The following is a 21173-nucleotide window of genomic DNA, read 5'->3' on the forward strand; positions in this document are numbered from 1 at the left end:
CGACAGTTAGCTTTTCTCGTCTGGTTCCCGGAACATCTCGACAAAGCGGGCGGCCACCGGTGACAGGACCCGTTTCTTATGCCAAATAACCGCCCGGGTGGTGGTAATCAGCGGGCTGGTAATCTGTCTGACACACAGCGCCGAGCCAACAAAAATATGTACCGACGACTGGGGCACAATGGCAATGCCAAGCCCCAGCCTGGCCCAGATCAGGAGCGGCGTAATGTCGTCACTGGTACAGAGGATATCCGGTTCGAATCCCATTTGATGGCAATACTCCAGAATGATATTCTCGTGCCGGCGATGAATAAGCAATGCTTCACTCCGCAGTTCATCCAGCCGCACACTGCCGCCACAGGTTTCTCCAAAAACCGGCGGCTTGGCCACCGCCACCATTGGCTCCTCGGGCAAAGCAATAAAATCATAAAGGGTAAAATCAAAGGGAAACCTCACAATCCCCAGCTCAATAATACCTGCCTGGAGCAACTCCAGAATGCTGCGTGTCTCCCCTTGCCGTAAATCAAACGATACTTTGGGGTATAGCTTGTGAAATTCCTGAATGTGCTCCGGCAAAATGGAGCGGCCCGATGAAGTGATAGTGCCGATGATCAGCTTACCGTTCACTCCTCCGGCGACTTCCCTGATTTCGTCCGTCGTAACCCGCATAAGCTCCAGCATCTGTTCCGCCCGCTTGCGCAAAACGTGACCTGCCTCAGTCAGCGTAACCTGTTTCCGGTTGCGCTCCAGCAGCTTAACGCCCAGCTCCCGTTCCAGCAAAATTAATTGCTGACTAAGCGGCGGCTGGGTAATATGCAACCGTTCGGCTGCCTTGGTGATTTGCCCTTCCTCGGCAACCGTCAGGAAATATTTCAATTGACGAAATTCCATCTCGTCGCCTCCCATCCATTCGAAATACGAATATATAACAGATAAAATAAGTATTTTTCATATATGTCATTCTTTGCTATAATTCTACTTGAAAACAAACCAATATGTCAAAGACGTTCCAGCCTCCCTTTGTATACTTAATACTGTATACAGGCTAGACTGCTGCTGTCTGCAAAGCGAGGAGATATCTATGAAAACCCAACCCATGATTATTCATCATATGGTCAAAGGAGCAGACCTTAACCATCATGACACCTTATTCGCCGGCCGGGGTGCCGAATGGCTGGTAGAGGCAGGGTTTATTGCCGCCGCCAGCCTGACCCAGCCGGAACACATCGTTTGCCTGAATATTCACGGCATGATCTTTACCCGCCCGGTGAAAAAGGGCAGTTTGCTGAAATTCGAAACACGCATCGTCTACGCCGGCCGGACCAGTCTGGTGGCTTATGTACGCGTCGTATTCAGTCAGACCGATGAATTCGTCGTCGAAGGGTTTCTCACTTTCATCCATGTCATCGACGGAAAACCCGTCCCGCACGGCATCACCGTTGAACCGGTAACTCCCGATGAATATGCCCTCTATGAAAAAGGCAAGCATTTGAAGGAACAGGGACACCTGAGCACTAAAAAAATCGGGTAAATTCCCTGAATTTGTTGCCAGGCAAGCTATGATATTTTTAACAGCAATATAAACCGGTATAAAAAGAAGCAAGGGACCCTGCGGTTTGATTTCGCATTCCCTTGCCTCTTTTTGTTTGCTTTACGCCCTGGCGATTACGCTTTGGCTGATGCCTGTAAGCCTGGCAATCTGCCGGGTGGAGATACCCTCGATTTGCTTTATTTTCCTTAACACTTCATCCCGGTCCGTTTTTTTCATCGTCTGAAGCTCCAGCGACGTCCTGCTGTTTGCTAATTGCTGGATCAAAGCCCGTGCCTCCTCGTCCCGCAGCAGGACCGGTTCTTTATACACCAGGCTAGGCACAGCGTTGTCAGACGCCTGCATAAACTGCTTGAATTGCCGGCTCGCTTCTTCATCGTCAGACGAAAACATCTTCAATATGTAAAAAGAATCAACCAGAGGATTTGCCTCAAAATAGGCACTGTAGCTGCTGCTCCACCCCTCGGACAGGCTTTGGATCAAGCCGGCCCTGACCGGATTCTGATGGATATGCCGCAGCACCGTCAACAAATAGCTGTCAGTCTCCACCGGTTCACTCTGAAAACGGTCCTGAAACAAATGGCCGCACCGGTAATATTTGCGATTATACCAGGCCACATAACGGACCCCGATGCGCTTCATAATGGCCCCGATATCTGTCCCGTTCTCTTTGATCACCAGATGGATATGATTATCCATCAGACAATACCCGTATACCTCATAATGACAGTCCGCTTTATAAAAACCTACGCATTCCAAAAACTTTTCCTTATCTTCGTCATCCTCAAAAATAACCTGACGGTTAATACCGCGCAGCAGAATGTGGTATATCCCGCTGCTGCTCTTTTGCCGGGCTTGTCGCGCCATGCTCGTCACCTCAAGATCATTGTAGCACTAAAAGCAGCAAGAATCAAGAGAACCGTCCCCCGGAAAAGATGGCTTGACGATTGACTGTTTACCGTACCGCAACCGGTAGTTGCGGCAAATGAAAAGCAAAGTATATAGTGCAACCGGTCCTTTTCTTCTATAATGAAAGTAAAGCAGGTGCTAACAGCATCCCTGCTCAGCCTGTATAAAGGAGCCATGTACAATGAATATGGAGATTGCCAATCAATTGGTCAGTTTACGCAAAAAGAACGGTCTTTCCCAGGAAGCCCTGGCCGAAAAGCTGGGTATCAGCCGCCAGGCTGTCAGCAAGTGGGAACGGGGTGAAGCCTCGCCTGATACCGATAATCTGATCCAACTGGCCAAATTATATCAAATATCACTGGATGAAATGCTGCTGTTAAAGACGCCGGGAGCACCGGATGAAGAAGAAGCTTCACAGACTAAAACAGACGATCCCGCACCCGACGAAACACCTCCCCCGCAAAGGGGCGCCGGAATTCACCTAAAAAGCAAGGACGGCGAAATATATATTGGCCGGGACGGCATTTATGCCACCGATTTCACCGACACCGTCCACAGCCAGGACACAGCCCGGCTTACCATCAACGGCCAGTCCTACACCTGGCGGGAGGCCCGGGCCAAATGGCGGCACAACTATCCCGCCCGGTTCCCCCTAACCCTGCTGGCCCTGCTCATCTATTTGGGCGTCGGCATGCTCTACGACATTTGGCATCCTACCTGGCTGGTTTTTCTGCTTATTCCACTAACCGGCAAAACGCTCGCTGCCATTCAGCATAAAAACTGGCGAAAGCTCCCTTATCCGCTGATCATTACCGTCATTTATCTTTGTCTGGGCTTTTTGTATCATAGCTGGCATCCCGCCTGGGTTCTCTTTTTGACAATCCCCCTATACTATTCCGGAGTCAGCTACTTTACCGCCAAACGAAGTCCGCAAGAACCTTTATAAGACAAAAACAAGCATACGGTTCCCACCTGAAACGCATATATTAGCTCCGGAACAGGGTTACATCCTGCTCGCGGAGCTTTTGTTTTATCATTGCCTATTAAGCCAACTTGCTGCCCTCCAGCGATCGCAGCCGAACGGCTTTGTCCGTCTGCTCCCAGGGTACGGTCACATCGGTCCGGCCAAAATGTCCATAAGCGGCAACCTGGCGGTACAGTGGCTGCCTTAGGGCAAGCTGTTCAATAATCGCCGCCGGCCGCAGGTCAAAGTGGCGTTCCACAATATCCACCAGTTCCCGGTTGCTGACCAGGCCGGTGCCGAAGGAGTCGACAAAGATGGAAACAGGCCGCGCTACACCAATAGCATAGGCAATCTGGATTTCCAGCCGTTTGGCCAGTCCGGCGGCCACCAGATTTTTCGCCACATAACGGGCGGCATAGGCCCCCGACCGGTCCACCTTGGTTGGATCTTTGCCCGAAAAAGCGCCGCCGCCATGCCGGGCAAAACCGCCATAGGTATCGACAATGATTTTACGTCCGGTCAGTCCGGCATCGCCCTGCGGGCCGCCTACGACAAACCGGCCGGTGGGATTGATCAGTACCTTGGTCCTGTCATCCAGCAGATTTTCGGGAATAGTCTCATTAACAACATAGCGCTGAATATCGGCGGCAAGCTGCTCCTGAGAAACTTCCGGATCATGCTGGGCCGAAATCAGCACCGTATCCACCCGGACAGGCTTTAGCCCATCATATTCCACAGTAACCTGGGTCTTGCCGTCGGGACGAAGATAGGCCAGAGTTCCCTCCTTGCGTACGGCGGTCAGCCGCCGCGCCAGCCGGTGCGCCAGAGCAATGGGCGCCGGCAGATATTCCGTCGTCTCATCCGAGGCATAGCCGAACACAATGCCCTGATCACCGGCGCCGATGGCATCCCATTTTTCCTGGCTGCTGCCTGAACGGCTTTCCAGGGCCTGATTGACGCCCTGGGCGATATCCGGCGATTGTTGATCCAGAGCGACCAACACCGCCGCTGTCGCCGCATCCAGCCCGTATTCCGCCCGGACATAGCCAACCTTAGCGATCGTCTCTCTGGCTATGACAGCTATATTGACCTGGGCGCTGGTGGAAATCTCGCCGGTAATGAGTACCAACCCGGTGGTCACGCTTGTCTCGCAGGCCACACGGCCCAGCGGGTCCTGACTCAGCACCGCGTCCACCACACTGTCGGAAATCTGATCGGCCAGCTTGTCAGGATGCCCCTCCGTCACCGATTCGGAAGTAAATAAATACCGTTGTTTCATGATGCACACTCCTTATCCTTATGATCATCTTGCCGCCGGCTCTGCCGGATTTGTCCAACCAGATCCTCCAACAAGGTTACAGCGCCGTCAAAGCCCAAATAACTCCGGCTAAGCCAGAACCGGTCACCGGCCGGAAAGGAAACAGGCAAAAAGGGAAGCTGCTGCTGTTCGGCCCACGCCTGTTCCAGCAAGCTGCCCAGCACCAGTTCTACCTTGTACCGGCTAAGGCTTGTCACGATGTCCTGCCGGTCTTCACTAAAGACCAGTTCGGTTCCCCAAGAGTTCAGTTCCGCCTCCAGTTGTTCTTGTAGACGCCGCTGCTCTTCCTTCGCCAGAGGATCGGTAACTATTAACAATTTGGGGATTAAGCCCGTCGTCCCGGTCAGAAATTCCTGCAGGCCCAGGATAAAAGAGCTTTCCCCGACGGCGGCGAATTCCCGTTGAACACCGGCGGCAAAATACACCTCGGCCAGTTGATTCAGATAATAATTCTGCCGATGTTCTTCCCGGGCATACAGCCCGGCCAGCTGCTGCGCCGGTAGCTCCAGCCTTTCGCCCAGTTGCTGTAAAAAGCGTTGGGTCGCCGTAAAGCCCACCGGCAAGCGGGACACCTCCAGATAGGGAACGCCCGCCTTTTCTTCCAGATACGCTGCCGCCTTCCTGCCCCAGGGCGAAAGCACCAGCGTCAGTTCGGCCGAAGCCGCCGCCGTCCAGTTATCAATGGTCTGCCCCAGGCCAAACAGCCGGTTAACCCGCAGTCCCGCTTGCTGCAGCAGGGTTTCCAGCGCCAGCAGGTTCCCCTGCCAGAATACATCCTGTCCCGGTATGATGCCCAACAAGTTAATCAATCCCCGTTGCGTATGCTTCTGCACCGGAGCAAGACCAACCGCATAAGCCAGGAGACCCTGCACCACCGCTTCATAGCCCTGGTGCACATCGCCCTTAAAGCCCGGCGCCGCCACCTGCAGCACCGGATAGCCCTGCTCCCGCGCTTCTTTGGCCATGGCCGGAATATCGTCGCCGACCAGTTCGGTGGCGCAGCCGGACAACACGACATAAGCGTCGGCTTCTATCGTTTTTACCGTATTCTTTATTTGTTCCCGCAGCCGGGAAGCACCGCCAAACACGATTTGCTTTTCCCGCACATTGGAGGACGGCAGCGCCGCCCGCTGTCCCTGATAACCGCCCTGCTTTCCCAATCCCAGTTCTTCCTGACGGCCGCAGCCGGCCGTGGAATGAACAATGGGCAAAAGCCCCTCTACCGCCCGGACAGTCTGAATGGCGCCCAACAGCGCGCAATGGTTGCGGCAGCTTTCTATGATGCGGCTCATTTATTTCACCTCCAGCTTGATATGCCAGTTGGCTTTCTTTTGATACCAGCCATCCTTATACGCTGTCCCGCGGTAAGTTCCCAGTGTCCGGACAAAGGCAGGATTAGCCAGTGCCTTGCGGGCTTGCCGCTCCAGCGTTACCGCCCCTTGATACCCCAGCAGCGGCGTCCTTTCCAGCGCCACCGCGGCAACTCCCAGCCGGGCTGCCCACTGGGCGCCGTCGGCCCGGCCGATATAAAGCTCGGGAGCATGCCGGTGCAGCAAATTCACCTCTTCAAAGACCTGCCCTGCCCCCACCTGCACCGGCAGGTCCGGCCGGCGTGCCGCCAACGCCGACAATTCCTGGCGGTGCAGTTCATCCACATGCTCCACCGTCAGTCCGGCAAGCCGGCCACCCAGTTCTTCCACCAGCTCGGCCGTACGCCAGGCGATAGCCGGCGGCAGGGAAAGATAGACCGTCTTATGCCGCAAACTGCTGTTATTCACCACCGGCTGCAGGGCTGCCGCTTCCGCCCGGTGCAAAGCTTCTACCGCATCGCTTACGCCAAAGGCCTCCCCCAGCGCTGCCAGCCACCGGTAGGTGCCGTTTATCCCCACAGGCGGCGCTGCCTGCAGATATTTTGTCTGCCAGGCTTCCTGCAGCGCCTGCCCCAGAAAATCCGTCTCATCCCGGTTGAGCGCGATAGCCACCGCGCCGGCGGCCGCTTCCACTCCGGCCCAGCCCCTCTCCTGCGGTACAATCACCGCCGGTATGCCCAGCAGAGCCAGCAACCGCCTGATTTCAGTCAGATCGGCCGGCTGCTCGTCAAGAGCCAATACCTGGACAGTATTTGCTGCAGCCTGCTTATGAGCCGGCGGCAGCTGCTTCAACAAAGCGTATAAAGCGGTATCACTGCCGCCGATGGCCGCCTGCGAACGGAAGCCGTCGGTATAGACCGGAACAATGCGGGCCTCCAGTTCCTCTGACAATTCCAGCGTTACGGCCGCCACATCATCATTGTTAATAGCAACCACCGGTGTGGTAATCACCAGAATGAGCGAAGGGTGATGGCGGTTGTATAGCGCCACGATAGCGTCCCGCAGGCTTTCTTCCCCGCCCATGATGGTATCGCGCTCCGCCAGATTACTGACCACCCAGGGCTGCTTATTTCCACCGTTCAGCAAGGCGGCGGCACAGCCACGGGGGCCGTGGATCACCAGGCCGGTGTCCGGCAAGGCACTAAAGCGTTGCAATACCTGCAGCACATCATCGGCATGGGTTTCCGAAAATATCCGGATTCGCTGCTGCGCCCCCTCCGGCCCGTCAAATTCCCGCAGCAGGTCGGCGGCACTGCCCTGATAGGCGCTGATGGTGTTAAGTCTTTTTTCTCTGATGGGAATAGATTTTTTCTGAAATACTGCCATAGTCAGTTTCCTCCCGCCTATATCGCTTCGCCCTGCCGCACTACGGCTGTCCGGGCGTCCAAAACCCGGTCGCCCCAGTCCCTGGCCCAGCTCCGTAAATCGGCTGAAGCCAGCGGACTGGGTACGCTTAACTCGTCAGTGGTCGCAATGTAGTTCGCCAGATCCCGGTACAACCGGGCATGATCCGACTGCGGCGCGGCTTCGATCACCGTCTGTCCGTACAGCTCGCTTTGCGATACCACCAGCGACCGGGGAATGTAGCCGACCACTTTGGTCGATGTCCGGGCGGCAAAATCATCGACAATAGCCTGGGAATAGGCGGCGGACAACCCATTGGCGATTATGCCGCCCAGCAGGGCGCCGCCGCTGGGTGCATACTTGTTAATGGCTTTAAACAGATTATTGGCGGCATAAATGGCCATAAAATCGGAAGAGCTTACCACAAAGACCCGGTCGGTAATGCCTTCCCGGATGGGAACGGCAAAGCCGCCGCATACCACATCACCCAGTACGTCATACAGAACATAGTCGGGTTTGTATTCTTCGAATAAATTAAATTCCTGCAGCAGGCTCACCGCCGCATTAATGCCCCGACCGGCACAGCCCACCCCCGGCACCGGCCCGCCGGCTTCAATGCACAACACACCGCCAAAGCCGGTTGCCGAAATATCCTCCAGGCGCGGCTGGGACTGATCCCGCATACTGTCCAGTACCGTCGGCAGATACTTGCCGCCGCGCAGCGTATTGGTGGAATCGCTCTTGGGATCACAGCCGATCTGAATAACCCGGTAGCCTGCCTCAGCCAGGGCGGCGCTGATATTGGAGGTGGTGGTCGATTTGCCAATCCCGCCCTTGCCGTAAATCGCTATATGTTTCGCTTTTTTACCTGCCATTTTTCTCTTCCTTTCCTTTAGGGAACCGTTCTCCCGCCAATCAAATAGACCACGCAAAAAAGCCAAGCGAATTCTATTACAGAATGGCTTGGCCTGCAGTCTGTCTGCTCAGCTTCCGGATTATCCCGGAGTGGTTTCAGTATAGCAAATCGGTTCAGGCGCGTAAGTCGCCATTGCGACATAGTCTTTAAAGAAATCCTCTTAAAACAAGCTATTCGCCAAAATTGACCTCATTCCGGACACCGTATTTTTTCAAAGCCAGCGCCCCGCCCCAGCGGAGCAGCTTATCGGAAAGAAAGCCCATAACCCCAAGCACCACCAGACCGGTAAAAATCCAGTCGGTACGAAAATACAGCCGGGAGGTAAAAATCAGATAGCCGATGCCGGCCTTGGCCGCCAGCATTTCCGCCGCGACAATGGACGTAAAAGCCGCTCCCAGCCCAAGGCGGACGCCGGTGAATATGTGCGGTACAACCGAGGGAATCATGACATGAAAAAATATTTGCCCCTCCGAAGCGCCCAGCGAACGGGCCGCCTGGATTTTATCCTTGCCCAGGCTCAGCACGCCGGCCGCCGTATTAATGACCACAATAAAAAAGGTGGAATACAGAATCAGGATAATCTTGGATTCTTCGCCGACGCCAAACCACATAATAAACAGCGTCAGAAAGGCGATGGCCGGAATAGCCCGGAAAAAGTTAACAAAGGGCTCCGCCAGTTCCCGGACAACCTCGCTGCGGCCGATCAAGAGCCCCACCGGCACAGCCAGCAGCGAACCAAGCAACCAGCCGCTGTATACCCGGAGCAGACTAATCAGCATAAACCAGATCAAGGTCCCGTCCTGAATGATCTCCCACGACCCGATTACCGTTTGGCCGATGCCGGGGAAAAAAGACGGGGGATAAAACAGGGCCACCCCATTCCACAAAACCGCCAGCAGCAGCCAGGTCAAAACCCCCTTTTGCCGCAGCAGCCGAATCGTCTGCCGTATTTTTTTCCAGCCTGCGCCTGCCAGTGGCGTTCCTTGTTCTTCCAGAACAGCCAGTTCCACCGGATACTCCTTTGCTCTGCCTAACACCGCTAAATACCTCCTCCGAAATCAAAATACCCCAGCAGCTCCAGATATTGCTGAATAAACGCTTGATCCGTCTCCCGGCGGGGATAGGGAAACTCAACCCAGCAGGTTTTCACAATGCCGGTCTGGGGGAACGCCGCCAGAATGCTGATTTTTTCTCCCAGCAGCAGTGCTTCCTGAATATCGTGGGTGACAAACACAATGGTCTTGGCCGTCTTTTCCCAGATCCGGATCAGCTCCCGCTGCATAATTTTTCTCGTCTGGGCATCCAGAGCCCCGAACGGTTCATCCATAATTAGAATAGCCGAGTCGTTGGCCAGCAGACGGGCCAGTTGGACCCGCTGCTTCATCCCGCCGGAAAGCTCGTGGGGATATTTGCTCCCGTGACTGGACAAACCCACCAGTTGCAGATATTCCTGGGCGATAGTCCGCCGCTTTTCTTTGTCAACGCCCTGCATCCGCAGTCCGAACTCCACGTTTTCGGTTACCGTAAGCCAGGGAAACATGGCCGCATCGGCATTTTGAAAGACTACGCCGCGGTCCCGGCCCGGCCGGACCACTTCCCTGCCGTTCACACTGACCGTGCCGCTTGTTTTGGGCAAAAATCCGGCAATGATATTGAGCAGGGTAGACTTGCCGCAGCCGCTGGAACCCAGCAGTACATGAAACTCTCCCTGCATAATCTCCAGATTGATATTGTCCAGCACCGGCCGGCCAGTCTCCCGGCCGGACCCTTCATAGCTTTTTGACAGGTGCTCAATATGAATGGCTAAGTCCCGCATAACGATCCCTTCACTTTCCGCTGTAAGTAACTGTTTCCGGCAAGGCTTTGCGCAGAGGGTCCAGCGCCAGATAATCCCGGACAGCGTATGAATTTTTTATCAAACCGTTTTGATAGGACCAGGCGGCGATATCCTGAATATGGTCATAATCAGCCTGGGAAAAACGGATATGATAGGTATAGGTTTCCAGCGTCTTCAGCACATCCTCTTTGGGCAGCTTCAAATCCTGATAAGCAATGTCCGCCGTTTCTTTAGGATGCTGGGCAATGTATTCGGAAGCCTCGTTTAGGGCTTTCAGGAAATTCTCCACTTCCTGCGGGTGCGCTTTGACAAACTGGTCTTTAAAGGCCAGATAGCCCTTCATTTCAAAATCAATGAGATGAAAATCGCCAAGCTCTCTGATGCCCGCTATCTCCAGTATTTTGCTTTTGTTTGACTTATCGCCCCAGACCGCATCGGCCTTGCCGGTCTGAACGGCGGCAAGCATCTCGGCATTGGAACCAAAATACTGCATGTGCACCGCTTTGGGATCTACGCCGAACTTTTTGAAGGTTTGCGCCCAAACGTATTCGTTGACCGTCCCTTTTTGAGCGGCGATGTGCTTACCGGTCAAATCGGCCGGGCTTTTAATATCCGGTCCTACCACATATAGCGAGGCCCCATCCAGGGACGGTGTGGCAATATAGGAGACAATCCGCAGATCGCTCTCTTTACCCAGCCGGCTGGCCAGGGCATAGTCCATCGCCTGGCCGCTGTCCACCTGATCAAGAATTAAGGCGTTGATGGTATCAATGCCAAAGGAAAAGGTTTGTACATCGGCGTCAATATTGTATTTTTCAAAAAAACCTTTGGCCTTTGCCACGCGAAACTGAAAGGAAAATGGCGATGAATCGGCGCCAATCCGGATGGCAAACCGGCTGTTGCCCGCCTGTTTATCCAAGGCGCCGCCTGTACCGCCACAGCCGGCCAGACCAATCACGCCCAGTATGATTAATAATACCGCCACCAATATTCGTCCGCTCGTCTCTTTCACTCTCTTTGCCACTTCCTTCACTCTCCATTTATCATATAAGTTGCTTTGATTTCTCTGCCCGCTACTAGGTAACCACTCTTAACTAACCAATTGCCGCAGCCGGTCGGCATCGACAATTTCCAAAGCGTGTTTTTTGATACGAATCAAACCGGCCCGTTTAAAATTCCCCAGCACCGTCGTTACCGTCTGCCGGCAGGAACCAATCATATCGGCCATTTCCTGATGGGTCAGATAAAAACTGACCCGCTGTCCGCCGTCCCGCTCCGGCCTGCGGCCCTCGGCCAGCCGCAGCAGCAGCCAGGCCAGACGGCTGTCGGCACTGGCAACAACCAAGGTCTGCAGCCCGTATTCATAGTTTCGCACCAGTTGACAGTGAATCGCCGCCAGCTTGACGGCTAACTGCGGATACTGATGCAAGAGGCGCAGAAAAACTTCCTGCTCAATCCGCCACAGGGTTCCCGGTTCCAAAGCTTCGGCAAAAACGCCCCGTCTTTGTCCCAGCAAAACCGCCGGTACGCCGATCATCTCGCTCGGCCCGCAAATAGAAACAATGACGACCTTGCCCAGCGAGGTGGTATGATAATGCTTCACATGGCCGCTTTCAATCAGATAGACATGGTCTGTCTCGTCATTCTCCCTGAACAGAATATGACCGGCTTTCACCGTCAGCACCCGGCCGGATTGTTTGAGAAGATTGATTTCCTCTTCGGTAAAATGAGGCACTACATAATTCATTCTCCACCCTCCCGACAATCTTTTATCCTATACATAAGAAAAACTGCAGACTGAATCGCAAAAAATTCAGCCTGCAGTTTTTTCTGCTCAGCAGCGACAGTTTTTTTGTTTTTCCCGCCGTTATATGGCGATCCGGTAATCGGCGATCCGGTCAAGATAGTCGCCGTCGGCGTCATAGAGATAATCAAAAAACCGTCCTTCATCATTGGTCGTATGATAAAATTGCTCGTGGGTAATGCCATAGCGCACTAAAATTTTATAGGCTTTTAGAAATAAATCAATAAACCACTCGGTCGTTGGCGCCCGGTGTCCCTCCAGCGCCGCCCCCGGCTTAGGCATCCAGATCTGGGGCACCGCCACCACGCCCAGCGAAGCCAGGTATTCGATACCCTCCAGCAGTGTTTCCTTGGTTTCGATGCCGGCGACAAAATAAGAACGCACATTGCCTTTGCCGAACACCTCTACTTCATACTTTAACGTGTCCACCCAGTTTTGGTAGCCGCCGCATATTTTATGCTTGCCCGGACAGATTGCCTTAAAGATGTTTTCATCCCAGATCTCCATGTTGGTGGCAATCCGGCTGTAGCCGGCTTCCTTGTATTTATCAATGACCTCCAGATCCAACGGCGCTCCGATGCAGGCCGTGCCGCCGAAATCGTCCAAACCGGTGGTCTCCCGGATGGCTTCGGCCACATCAATATAATATTCCACCTCGCGCCGTTCCGGAATAAAACCGCCGGTAATCGTCAGATGATTACAGCCTTCGGCATAGGCCGCCTTGGTCACTTCGGCAATTTCGGCCGGCGTTTTCCAGGAAATCCCCTGCCGGTCGGCATAGTTGGCCTTGGTGGCGTTAATATTGCAAAACCGGCAGTCCAGATTCTTTTCCTGCAGCGAGCATTCGTTGCTATAGGCCACCGTGATTTTGGAAGACCCCACATACTGGGCGATGGTCGACATTTTCTTGCCGTTGCTGGTGTGTTGGTTGTAGTATTTCGGCCGTTTTTCAAACTTCACCTCGAACAGTCTTGTCTGGCGGTCATGCAGATAAAACCGTCCGTTTTCCCCGGTAATCGAATAGCGCGACTGGGGATCGTAGGAAAAGGCGTACCGGTAGCCGCTGGGCGAGCGGAAAGCCTGCGGCAGATTGGTGTCCTTATAGGCCTGATGATTATTGTAAAAGCATGCCTGCACCTGTTCCAAATATTCGTTTTCAAAATCCAGTTGCTGAAACAGGCTCACCTCGGCATGAATGCCTTCGTTAAAAACGCCTACCCGGATTTCCATTTCTTTTAATAATTTTTCGCGATCCGTTTTGTTTACATGGTTGGCTTGGGCCGTCACCGTCATCACTCCCGTCTTTATTACCCCTGCTCGCTGCTGCCGACGGACAAGCCGGCCGCTGCAATAAAAAAGCCGGATAATTCCTCCTTAGCTTTACGGAGAAATATCCGGCCTGCAGTCGTCTGCTCAACCTTGCGCCCTTGTCTAGGCACCAGCGATGGTATTATTTGTAATGATAAACGAACACCTGCCAACAGTAAGTCGTCTGCACGACATGTTGTAAAATATTTTGTTATTGTAGCTATATACTATACCAGGTTAGCCCTGCAAGTAAATAGTATCTTGTAAATAAATCAGCGGGTTCCTTAGAAAGCTTTCCACGCCCATCCCTTTCGAGCCACCGGTCAGTCCCGTTTTTGCACCGCCTCGATAGCCACTTTTACGGCCGACGTGCTGCCGAAAACGGCGATCATGGTAATATGCTGCGGACAGGAGCCAGCGATTTCGGTAACCATCACGTTGGCCACTTTTTCAGCGATGTCGGCGGCAACCAAAATTTTGGCCAATTGTCCCTGAATTAAGCCCACCGCTTCCACCCGGTGTGTCTCCAGATAGGCGGCAAGTTCCCGGTCATGGATTTTTCGTTTTAAAATTTGAAGGCTGCCCGGCGAAGGATTATGAATCAGTTCACAGTTCAGCACCTGCTGTCTCCCCTCTCTGCCCGAGTGATGGACCGCCCGTCAGCCGCCAACCTGACAGGACAGCCCCGAAAGTCTGGCCACATCCAGCAGCTTGAGCATATCCTGGCTGTTCAGCGGTTCGATGCCGCTGAACTCATAGTCTTGCTCCAATTCCTTATATTTGCTTTCTCCCAGCCGGTGATAGGGCAACAGGTGCAATTCCCTGACACCGGGCAGCGACGCCGCATAGGCGGCAATGCTGGCGATCTCGCCGGGAACATCGTTAAAGGTGGGTACGACCGGCACCCGGATAATCAGCGGTGTACCGGCAAGCGCGATTTTCCGCAAATTCTCCAGGATCAGGTCGTTGGGCCGTCCGGTATAGCGCTGGTGCTTGGCCGGATCGACGTGCTTAAGATCGCACATGGCCAAATCCAGCCAGGGCAGCAGTTCCTGAATAGTAGGATAGGCGGCAAAAGCGCTCGTCTCAATCGCCGTGTGAATATTTTCTGCCTTGCAAGCCTGGAGAATGGCCAGGGCAAATTCGGGTTGAAATAAAACCTCGCCGCCGGACAGCGTCACCCCGCCGCCGGACCGCCGGTAGTAGATAACGTCTTTGCGTATTTCAGCCATCAATTCCCCCACCGACATGCGCCGGCCAATGGTCACTTGTACGCCGCGCCTGGTAACAACCTGCGGCTCAGGCCGGATATTTTCCGGATTGCAGCACCACTTGCAGCGCAAGGGACAGCCTTTTAAAAAGACCAGCGTCCGGATGCCGGGCCCGTCATGTACGGAAAAGCGCTGAATCTCCGCTACAATTCCCGTCATATTATATAGTTCCTGCATAATAGCCTCCATCCATGTATTGCTGATACAAGCGATGCTCAAGTATACAGCGGAAACCGTACTTGAGCATCGGCTTGTTTACAGGATTAGTTAAACATTTGTTCCGTGCGGTTGATGATGTCATCTTGCAGGCTCTTGTCCAGGGAAATGAAGTGGGCGCTGTAGCCGGCTACCCGGACTACCAGATTGCGGTATTGGTCGGGATTCTTTTGCGCGTCCAGCAAGGTTTCCCGGCTGACTACATTGTACTGTACATGCATGCCCTTCTGATCAAAGTAGCCCCGTACGAGAGCAGCCAGTTTTTCCAGACCGGCCCGGCCGCTTAAAGCGGAAGGATGGAATTTCTGGTTAAACAGCGTGCCGTTGGAAGCAATGGCATGATCCAGAGCAGCAACCGAGTTGGCGGCAGCCGTCGGCCCGTTCACATCGCGGCCGGAAACAGGCGATACGCCGTCAGCCAGAGGCTCGCCGTTCTTGCGTCCGTCAGGCGTTGCCCCGGTTTGACCGCCCATCGGCACATTGGCGGATACGGGATACAAGCCGGGCTGGAATTTACCGCCGCGGGTATTTTTGTATTTTTCAACGGCCCGGCAATAGGTCAGAGCGGCATAACGGGCCAGTTCATCGGCTTCGGCCACATCATTGCCGAACTTAGGTACCGTATCAATATCCTGCAGCAGCTTGTCGTATTTACCGCCTGCCGTCGCCGGAGCGGCTGCCGGCAGACCGTTCTTCGCGATTTGCTGCAGTTTGTCGAGTTGTTCCGGCGTAATCTTTTTGCCGTCGGCCAGCATCCGGCGAATGACTTCCTCGATGATATCGGGGCTAACCTGGGCATGGCCGCTGCCGCTAGGGGCACCGCCAAAGTTTTGCTCCACCGCTTCCTTGATCTGCGCCAGGGTATAAAGCTTACGGTTGAAGACCAGTTCTTTGATGCTTAGCAGCGAATCGCCCACATTGGCTACGCCAACGCCCTGCGGACCGGTAAAGTTGTACCAGGCGCCGCCTTCCTGAATGGACTGGCCCCGGCCGATGCAGTCATCGACCATGGAGGAGACAAACGGCAGCGGGCAGCGGGCGCCATGGGCTAAATCGACGGCATTATCCGCATTGGCCAGCAGGCCGACACAATATTCCATTTGCTCGTGATAGGCCTTTTCAATTTGTTCAAAAGAGGTGAAAGAGGTGAACTCACCCGTTTGCGGTCCGACCTGAACACCGTCCAGCCTGCCGTTATACATAACCAGTTCCAGGACTTTTGCCATATTGAAGAATGCGGCGTCATGCCAGCCTTCGGTTTTGCCGCCCTTTTGCGGTTCCACGCAGCCGATAATGCCGTAATCCCGGGCATCTTCCAGGGTAAGTCCCCGGTTGACCAGGGCGGGAATGATAATTTCGTCATTGTAATAGGCCGGCATGCCTAAGCCAAGACGGGAAACCTCCGCCGCTTTAATAAGGAATTCATTGGGCGATTTATTCCAGACCCGGATGGAAATGGACGGCTGCGGCAGTTTGGTGTGAGCGCTGGCTTCCAGGCAGGCAATGCTCAGTTCGTTGGTCGCATCAATCCCTTCCTGGTCCTGGCCGCCGACGATAAGGTTCTGAAACATCGGATAGCCGCCGAAGCCCTTGGTGGAACCGGAATCGCGCACTTTATTGATATCGTTGAATTTGACCCACAGGCAGTCCAAGAGTTCCTGGGCGCTGTCTTTAGTCAGACGGCCCACAGCCATGTCCATTTGGTAATAGGGATACATGTATTGATCAAACCGCATGGGGGAAATGGAATGTCCGTTGGATTCAATCTGGATAATGGCTTGCACAAACCAGAAGGACTGGAGCGCTTCATAAAAGCTGCCGGCCGGATTGGCCGGGACAGTGCGGCAGTTGCGGGCTATCGTCTGCAGTTCCTGGCTCCGTTTACCGCCGGCTTGGTAAGCCATCGACTCGGCCAGATCAGCAAAACGGTTGGCAAACCGGATAGCCGCCTGTGAGGTAATAATCACAGCATCGAGGAAGTTGCGTTTTTTGATAAAATCCGGGCAGGCGCGGTCAGCCTCAGCCAGCGCCTGTTCCGCTTCGCGGATGATTCCGTTAAAGCCGATTTTCAACACTTTTTCATAATCGACGCTGATATGGCCCACACCGTTAAAATAATAGTTGCCAACGGTGAATACGTTATGGCTCATCGCCAGTTTGGTTTCCGGATACATGTATTCGGTAGCCAGTTCGTTAACCGTTTTGCCGCCCCAGTAAGCAAAGACCTGAGTCAGCTTTCGTTTGGTTTCTTCACTGATATTGAACACGTCGCCAGTCCGTTTGGCCAGCGTATCAAATTCTTCGGTAAGCCACTGGAAGGAGAATTCCGGGAAGATCTGCGTCGACCGGGGCGCTACCGTGAGATTGCCCACAATTAATTCATCTTCGCGGATGACAAGAGTCATATGATCCAGGATATGCTCCAGGGCTTTGGCCCGGCGTAAAGTGATCGGCAGCGCTTCCGTCTGCTGGTATGACTCGGTAATCAGGCAGGCGCGTTCCGCCTCCACTTCGGGGTTTCTCGCATACAAGGCGTCGATCAGTTTCTGAACTCTCGGACTTTGATTCACGGGAGAAATATCAAGTACCTGTTTCACCTTTAGAACCTCCTAATATAGTAAAATATGGTCATCCTTTTACCTGGTAGTCAAGACCGTAAAACTTTCCTCAGGCAACCTCGTCCGGCGCCAGGCCGGCATAAGCCTGGGTTAGAAGAATCGCCAGTTCCTGCAAAGAAGGTACCACCGGATTAGTGGCCGTACATTTATCGTCAAGCGCAGCCTGGCACATGGCCGGCAGTTCCCGGAAGAAAGCCTCCCGGTCAATGTCCATTTGCGCCAGACTGCCGGGTATACCGATACTGCCGATCAGGATGCGCACCGCCAGCAGCAGGCGCCGCACTCCGTCCGCCTGGTTGGCGGGCGAAAGTCCCAGCAAGCCGGCCAACCGGAAGCATCGCCGGGCAACCACAGGGCTGGCGGCATTATAGCCGATCACTCCCGGCAGCAGCAGGGCATTGGCCCGGCCGTGGGGAATATGGAAGCTGCCGCCCAAAGCATGGGCCAGAGAATGGTTAATGCCCAAGGAAGCGTTGGTAAAAGCCATCCCCGCCAGGCAGGAGGCATCGTGCATCTGTTCCCTGGCCTCTTTGTCCTTGCCGTTTTTTACCGTCCGCGGCAAATAAGTGAATACCAATTCAATGGCCTTTTCCGCCAGCGCATCGGTATAGTTGGATGCCTGGGTCGAAAAGTACGCTTCCAGCGCATGGGTTAAGACGTCAATTCCCGTATCGGCCGTCACGACCGGCGGCACCGATTCGGTAAAGGCGGCATCCAGAATGGCAATATCCGGCACCAATTGATCATCGACAATGGCCAGCTTTTTTCCGTCCACCGTCACGATGGAAAAATTGGTAACCTCCGAGCCGGTGCCGCTGGTAGTAGGAATAGCAATAAATTTAATAGCTTCCCGGTCCGGCAGCGCCTGTTTCACGCAATACAGGATGCTTTTCGCCGTGTCAATGGTCGATCCGCCACCGACGGCAATCACCAAATCGGGCGAGTAGGCCAGCAGGGCCTCTGTCCCCCGGGCCACCAGCGATACGTCCGGATCGGGGCGTATATCGGCAAACAAACGGTAATCCATTTGGGCCGATAGTCGCTGGAGAATGGACGTCAACAACTCGCTGTCTTTCATAAACGGATCGGTAATGACCAGCGCTTTTTTCGCCCCGCACTGTTCGATCACCTCGGCGGTCGCGACACCATAATACAGCACCGGACGGACCTGAAACACATTGGCAGCCACTCACAGCCCCTCCTTTCTTTATTCAAATTCAATGGTGTCAATAATACCGACAATGGACATATCGCTGACCATACGGGGATCGTTATCCACGCTGCCGCCCCAGTCCACCAGCACGCAGTCTCCCACGCCGGCTCCCACGCAGTCCAGTGCCACATACGGCGGCTCATGGTTCATCAAATTTCTATGCTCATCCACCGATTTAATCACGAGCAGTTTGCCGCCTACCAGTTTTTCCGCTTTTTGCGTGGCGACTACTTTAGCGATCACTTTGGCCAAGTGCATGCTGACACATCCTTTATTTGGTCTGACTGATAATGCTGCGCACCAGCGCTTCGATATCCAGTACGTCCGCCTTGGTGCTCACGGCCGGACCGGCCGGGGCCGGCAACGCCGGAGTGGGGCGGACCCCATAAGCGACACGACGTATATTGATTAAGTTCAGCGGGCCCACATTATCGGAAGTGGAGCTTCGGCCTGCCGCTCCGCAGCCCAGAGTCAACGCCGGTACCAGATTCGTGGTGGCTCCGATGCCGCCCAGCGCCGCCGGAGTGTTGACCAGCAGCCGGGATACGTTTTTCTTGAGTGCGAATTCTCGGATTACCGCTTCATTTTTCGAGTGAATGGTCATGGTATGCCCTTTGCCTTCATTGTGCAACAATTCCAGGCAGCGCAGGCAGGCCCGTTCCCAGGTGGACTCGGTATAAAAAGCCAGTACGGTGGTCAGCTTTTCCCGGCTGTACGGATTATCGTAGGAAACGGTGTCCTGGAACGAAACCAGCACCTTGGCATCGGCCGGCACCGACAAGCCGGCCAGCACAGCCACTTCCTGGGCATTGCGTCCGACAATGGCCGGATTCATCGTTTTATTGGGCCGCAACAGAAGGCGGCCTAACGTCTCCGATTCAGCTTCACTGAGGAAATAAAAGCCCCGCTGTTTCATCTCGGCAATGACCGCATCCCGGATGATTTCCTCAACCACAATGGATTGCTCCGACGCACAAATCACACCATTGTCAAAGGTTTTACTCTCCAGAATCTGCTGTACTGCCTGGGGAATGTCGGCTGACCGCTCGATAAAGGCCGGACCGTTGCCCGGACCTACCCCAATGGCCGGGGTACCGGAACTGTAAGCCGCCCGGACCATCGCCTCGCCGCCTGTGGCGAGAATCAGGCTGACGTCCTTATGTTTCATTAACGCGTTCGTGCCGTCAATCGTCGGAATGGTCAGGCAGCTTAGGATGCCTTCCGGCGCTCCGCTGCGCGTCGCCGCTTCCTGTAAAATCCGCACCGTTTCCCGGATGCACCGTACCGCTGTCGGATGAGGTGAAAAAATAATAGCATTACCCGCTTTCAGCGCGATCAGTGCTTTAAAAATGACGGTCGAAGTGGGATTGGTTGACGGGATAAGCGCGGCAATGACTCCTACCGGCACACCGACCTCCACGATTTTTTTCTCCTGGTCGTCGTGGAGAATGCCTACCGTTTTCAAACCTTGCATGGATTCATACACCGTCCGGGCGGCAAAGGTGTTTTTAACCACCTTGTCTTCCCACTTTCCGTAACCGGTTTCCTCCTTGGCCAGCCTGGCCAAATGCTCGGCATTGTCTAAGGCGGCGGCGCACAGGGCGGCAACAATTTGATCGATTGTCTCCTGCGCATATTCACTGAACCGGACCGCGGCCTGTTTGGCCTGTTTTACTTTAGCTCTGACTTCCTGGATGCTTTGTAAATCTTTATCGAAATCCATCGCTCATAACCTCTTTAGTTTGATTTTGGCTGCTATCCGGCAGGCTGCAGCGTAATGCCCTGCTTCTTGATGTATTCCTGGGCCAACGGCGTCACAATAGCATTTTCCTTGACTGTCACCGTGGTTCCCGGCGCCACGTCGCTAAGCTCCTGCCAGGTAATAACCGGCTGACTGACCAGATTTTTCACCGTCCGACTTGTTTGTGGTTTTGCTGCAGGGCTTTGCGCCGTTTTGTCAAACACACCGGGATACAGTGTCCGCTCCATAACCGGGGTGAATTCGCCGGAATCAACCAGCGTCGCACCCAGCCGGCCAAGCTGTTGCTCATAATTCAGCAACATAGCATTATAGGCCGGATTGGCCTGATAGCCCAGCTCGCGGGTATGGTCATTGTCAGGATGGTAATTGTCCTTGACGCCAATCAGCGGCAGTCCCCGCATCAGTACGGCGGCAATGCCGTTGGTGACCAGATTGTCCTGAATACCCAGCGACGCCTTGGCCAGCGTGTTTCGGGTAAACACCGGCACAACTCCCAGATGAGCCGTCTGGATAAACCGCCGCATGGCGGCTTCTTCAGTCAGGAGCCTTGCCCCCAGCCGCTGAACAAACAGCTCGGGCGCCAGTTGGCCAAAGGCCGGAGACACCACAATTTTCGCTTCCGTAATCAGCAAACGATCAACCAGCTTCAGCCACTCGTCAGCTTTAGCCGCCGCCGCGCCGCCGGTAAAAAAGATAAGGGTGTTTTTATTGAGTACTGGCAGCAAGGCCTGGACGATCCGCTGCAGCAGGTCGGATTCAAGTGGTATAGTCGTCATA

At 54.3% G+C, this 21173-nt stretch carries 20 protein-coding genes; 2 read left to right on the forward strand and 18 right to left on the reverse strand.

What is annotated here, in order from left to right:
• Nucleotides 1-6: 6 nt before the first annotated feature.
• Complete coding sequence (locus F3H20_RS12590; protein ID WP_188128321.1) at nucleotides 7-888, reverse strand: LysR family transcriptional regulator; 882 nt, start codon at nucleotides 886-888, stop codon at nucleotides 7-9.
• Between the two features lie 190 nt (nucleotides 889-1078).
• Here F3H20_RS12590 and F3H20_RS12595 point away from each other — a divergent pair, with 190 nt between their 5' ends.
• Nucleotides 1079-1528, forward strand: coding sequence for an acyl-CoA thioesterase (locus F3H20_RS12595; protein ID WP_149735274.1), 450 nt, complete (start codon nucleotides 1079-1081; stop codon nucleotides 1526-1528).
• 120 nt (nucleotides 1529-1648) lie between these two features.
• Here F3H20_RS12595 and F3H20_RS12600 read toward each other — a convergent pair whose 3' ends face one another.
• Nucleotides 1649-2413 carry a transposase gene (locus F3H20_RS12600; RefSeq protein WP_149735275.1) on the reverse strand — a complete coding sequence of 255 codons (765 nt, stop codon included), beginning with the start codon at nucleotides 2411-2413 and terminating at the stop codon, nucleotides 1649-1651.
• A gap of 223 nt (nucleotides 2414-2636) precedes the next feature.
• On the opposite strand from F3H20_RS12600, the gene F3H20_RS12605 reads away from it, so the two are divergent.
• Nucleotides 2637-3401: a helix-turn-helix transcriptional regulator gene (locus F3H20_RS12605; RefSeq protein WP_149735276.1), complete on the forward strand. Its 765-nt coding sequence runs from the start codon at nucleotides 2637-2639 to the stop codon at nucleotides 3399-3401.
• 97 nt (nucleotides 3402-3498) lie between these two features.
• Here F3H20_RS12605 and metK read toward each other — a convergent pair whose 3' ends face one another.
• The 16 genes from metK to F3H20_RS12685 all read right to left on the reverse strand — a co-directional run bounded on the left by metK (nucleotide 3499) and on the right by F3H20_RS12685 (nucleotide 21172).
• The gene (metK, locus tag F3H20_RS12610; RefSeq protein ID WP_223191751.1) at nucleotides 3499-4698 is read right to left on the reverse strand and encodes a methionine adenosyltransferase; all 1200 of its coding nucleotides are present in this window, start codon (nucleotides 4696-4698) and stop codon (nucleotides 3499-3501) included.
• Entirely contained in the window at nucleotides 4695-6029 is a 1335-nt protein-coding gene (locus F3H20_RS12615) for a nitrogenase component 1 (protein ID WP_149735277.1), read from the reverse strand. The genes metK and F3H20_RS12615 overlap by 4 nt, the downstream gene beginning before the upstream one ends.
• Nucleotides 6030-7433: a nitrogenase component 1 gene (locus F3H20_RS12620; RefSeq protein ID WP_149735278.1), complete on the reverse strand. Its 1404-nt coding sequence runs from the start codon at nucleotides 7431-7433 to the stop codon at nucleotides 6030-6032.
• A gap of 17 nt (nucleotides 7434-7450) precedes the next feature.
• A complete protein-coding gene (locus tag F3H20_RS12625; RefSeq protein ID WP_149735279.1) occupies nucleotides 7451-8326 on the reverse strand; it encodes a nucleotide-binding protein in 876 nt (291 codons plus the stop codon).
• 211 nt (nucleotides 8327-8537) lie between these two features.
• On the reverse strand, nucleotides 8538-9404 hold the full coding sequence (locus F3H20_RS12630) for an ABC transporter permease (protein WP_223191752.1): 867 nt from the start codon (nucleotides 9402-9404) through the stop codon (nucleotides 8538-8540).
• Between the two features lie 2 nt (nucleotides 9405-9406).
• Complete coding sequence (locus F3H20_RS12635) at nucleotides 9407-10183, reverse strand: ABC transporter ATP-binding protein (protein ID WP_149735280.1); 777 nt, start codon at nucleotides 10181-10183, stop codon at nucleotides 9407-9409.
• Between the two features lie 10 nt (nucleotides 10184-10193).
• Nucleotides 10194-11228, reverse strand: a complete 1035-nt coding sequence (locus F3H20_RS12640; protein ID WP_188128322.1) for an ABC transporter substrate-binding protein — start codon at nucleotides 11226-11228, stop codon at nucleotides 10194-10196.
• Between the two features lie 66 nt (nucleotides 11229-11294).
• A complete protein-coding gene (locus tag F3H20_RS12645) occupies nucleotides 11295-11951 on the reverse strand; it encodes a Crp/Fnr family transcriptional regulator (protein WP_149735282.1) in 657 nt (218 codons plus the stop codon).
• Nucleotides 11952-12071: 120 nt separating this feature from the next.
• Nucleotides 12072-13295 (reverse strand): radical SAM protein, encoded by a 1224-nt coding sequence (locus F3H20_RS12650; protein WP_223191753.1) that lies wholly within the window; start codon nucleotides 13293-13295, stop codon nucleotides 12072-12074.
• A 344-nt stretch (nucleotides 13296-13639) separates the two neighbouring features.
• On the reverse strand, nucleotides 13640-13936 hold the full coding sequence (locus tag F3H20_RS12655; protein WP_149735283.1) for a BMC domain-containing protein: 297 nt from the start codon (nucleotides 13934-13936) through the stop codon (nucleotides 13640-13642).
• Nucleotides 13937-13975: 39 nt separating this feature from the next.
• Nucleotides 13976-14764, reverse strand: coding sequence for a glycyl-radical enzyme activating protein (locus F3H20_RS12660; RefSeq protein ID WP_149735284.1), 789 nt, complete (start codon nucleotides 14762-14764; stop codon nucleotides 13976-13978).
• An 86-nt stretch (nucleotides 14765-14850) separates the two neighbouring features.
• Nucleotides 14851-17400, reverse strand: a complete 2550-nt coding sequence (locus tag F3H20_RS12665) for a glycyl radical protein (RefSeq protein WP_149735285.1) — start codon at nucleotides 17398-17400, stop codon at nucleotides 14851-14853.
• Nucleotides 17401-17470: 70 nt separating this feature from the next.
• Nucleotides 17471-18610, reverse strand: a complete 1140-nt coding sequence (locus F3H20_RS12670) for a 1-propanol dehydrogenase PduQ (protein ID WP_149735286.1) — start codon at nucleotides 18608-18610, stop codon at nucleotides 17471-17473.
• Between the two features lie 18 nt (nucleotides 18611-18628).
• Nucleotides 18629-18892, reverse strand: a complete 264-nt coding sequence (locus F3H20_RS12675) for a EutN/CcmL family microcompartment protein (protein WP_149735287.1) — start codon at nucleotides 18890-18892, stop codon at nucleotides 18629-18631.
• A 13-nt stretch (nucleotides 18893-18905) separates the two neighbouring features.
• Nucleotides 18906-20357, reverse strand: coding sequence for an acetaldehyde dehydrogenase (acetylating) (locus tag F3H20_RS12680; protein ID WP_149735288.1), 1452 nt, complete (start codon nucleotides 20355-20357; stop codon nucleotides 18906-18908).
• A 32-nt stretch (nucleotides 20358-20389) separates the two neighbouring features.
• Nucleotides 20390-21172, reverse strand: coding sequence for a flavoprotein (locus tag F3H20_RS12685; RefSeq protein ID WP_149735289.1), 783 nt, complete (start codon nucleotides 21170-21172; stop codon nucleotides 20390-20392).
• Nucleotide 21173 lies beyond the last annotated feature (1 nt).

Source organism: Propionispora hippei DSM 15287, from assembly GCF_900141835.1.
GTDB classification, from domain to species: domain Bacteria; phylum Bacillota; class Negativicutes; order Propionisporales; family Propionisporaceae; genus Propionispora; species Propionispora hippei.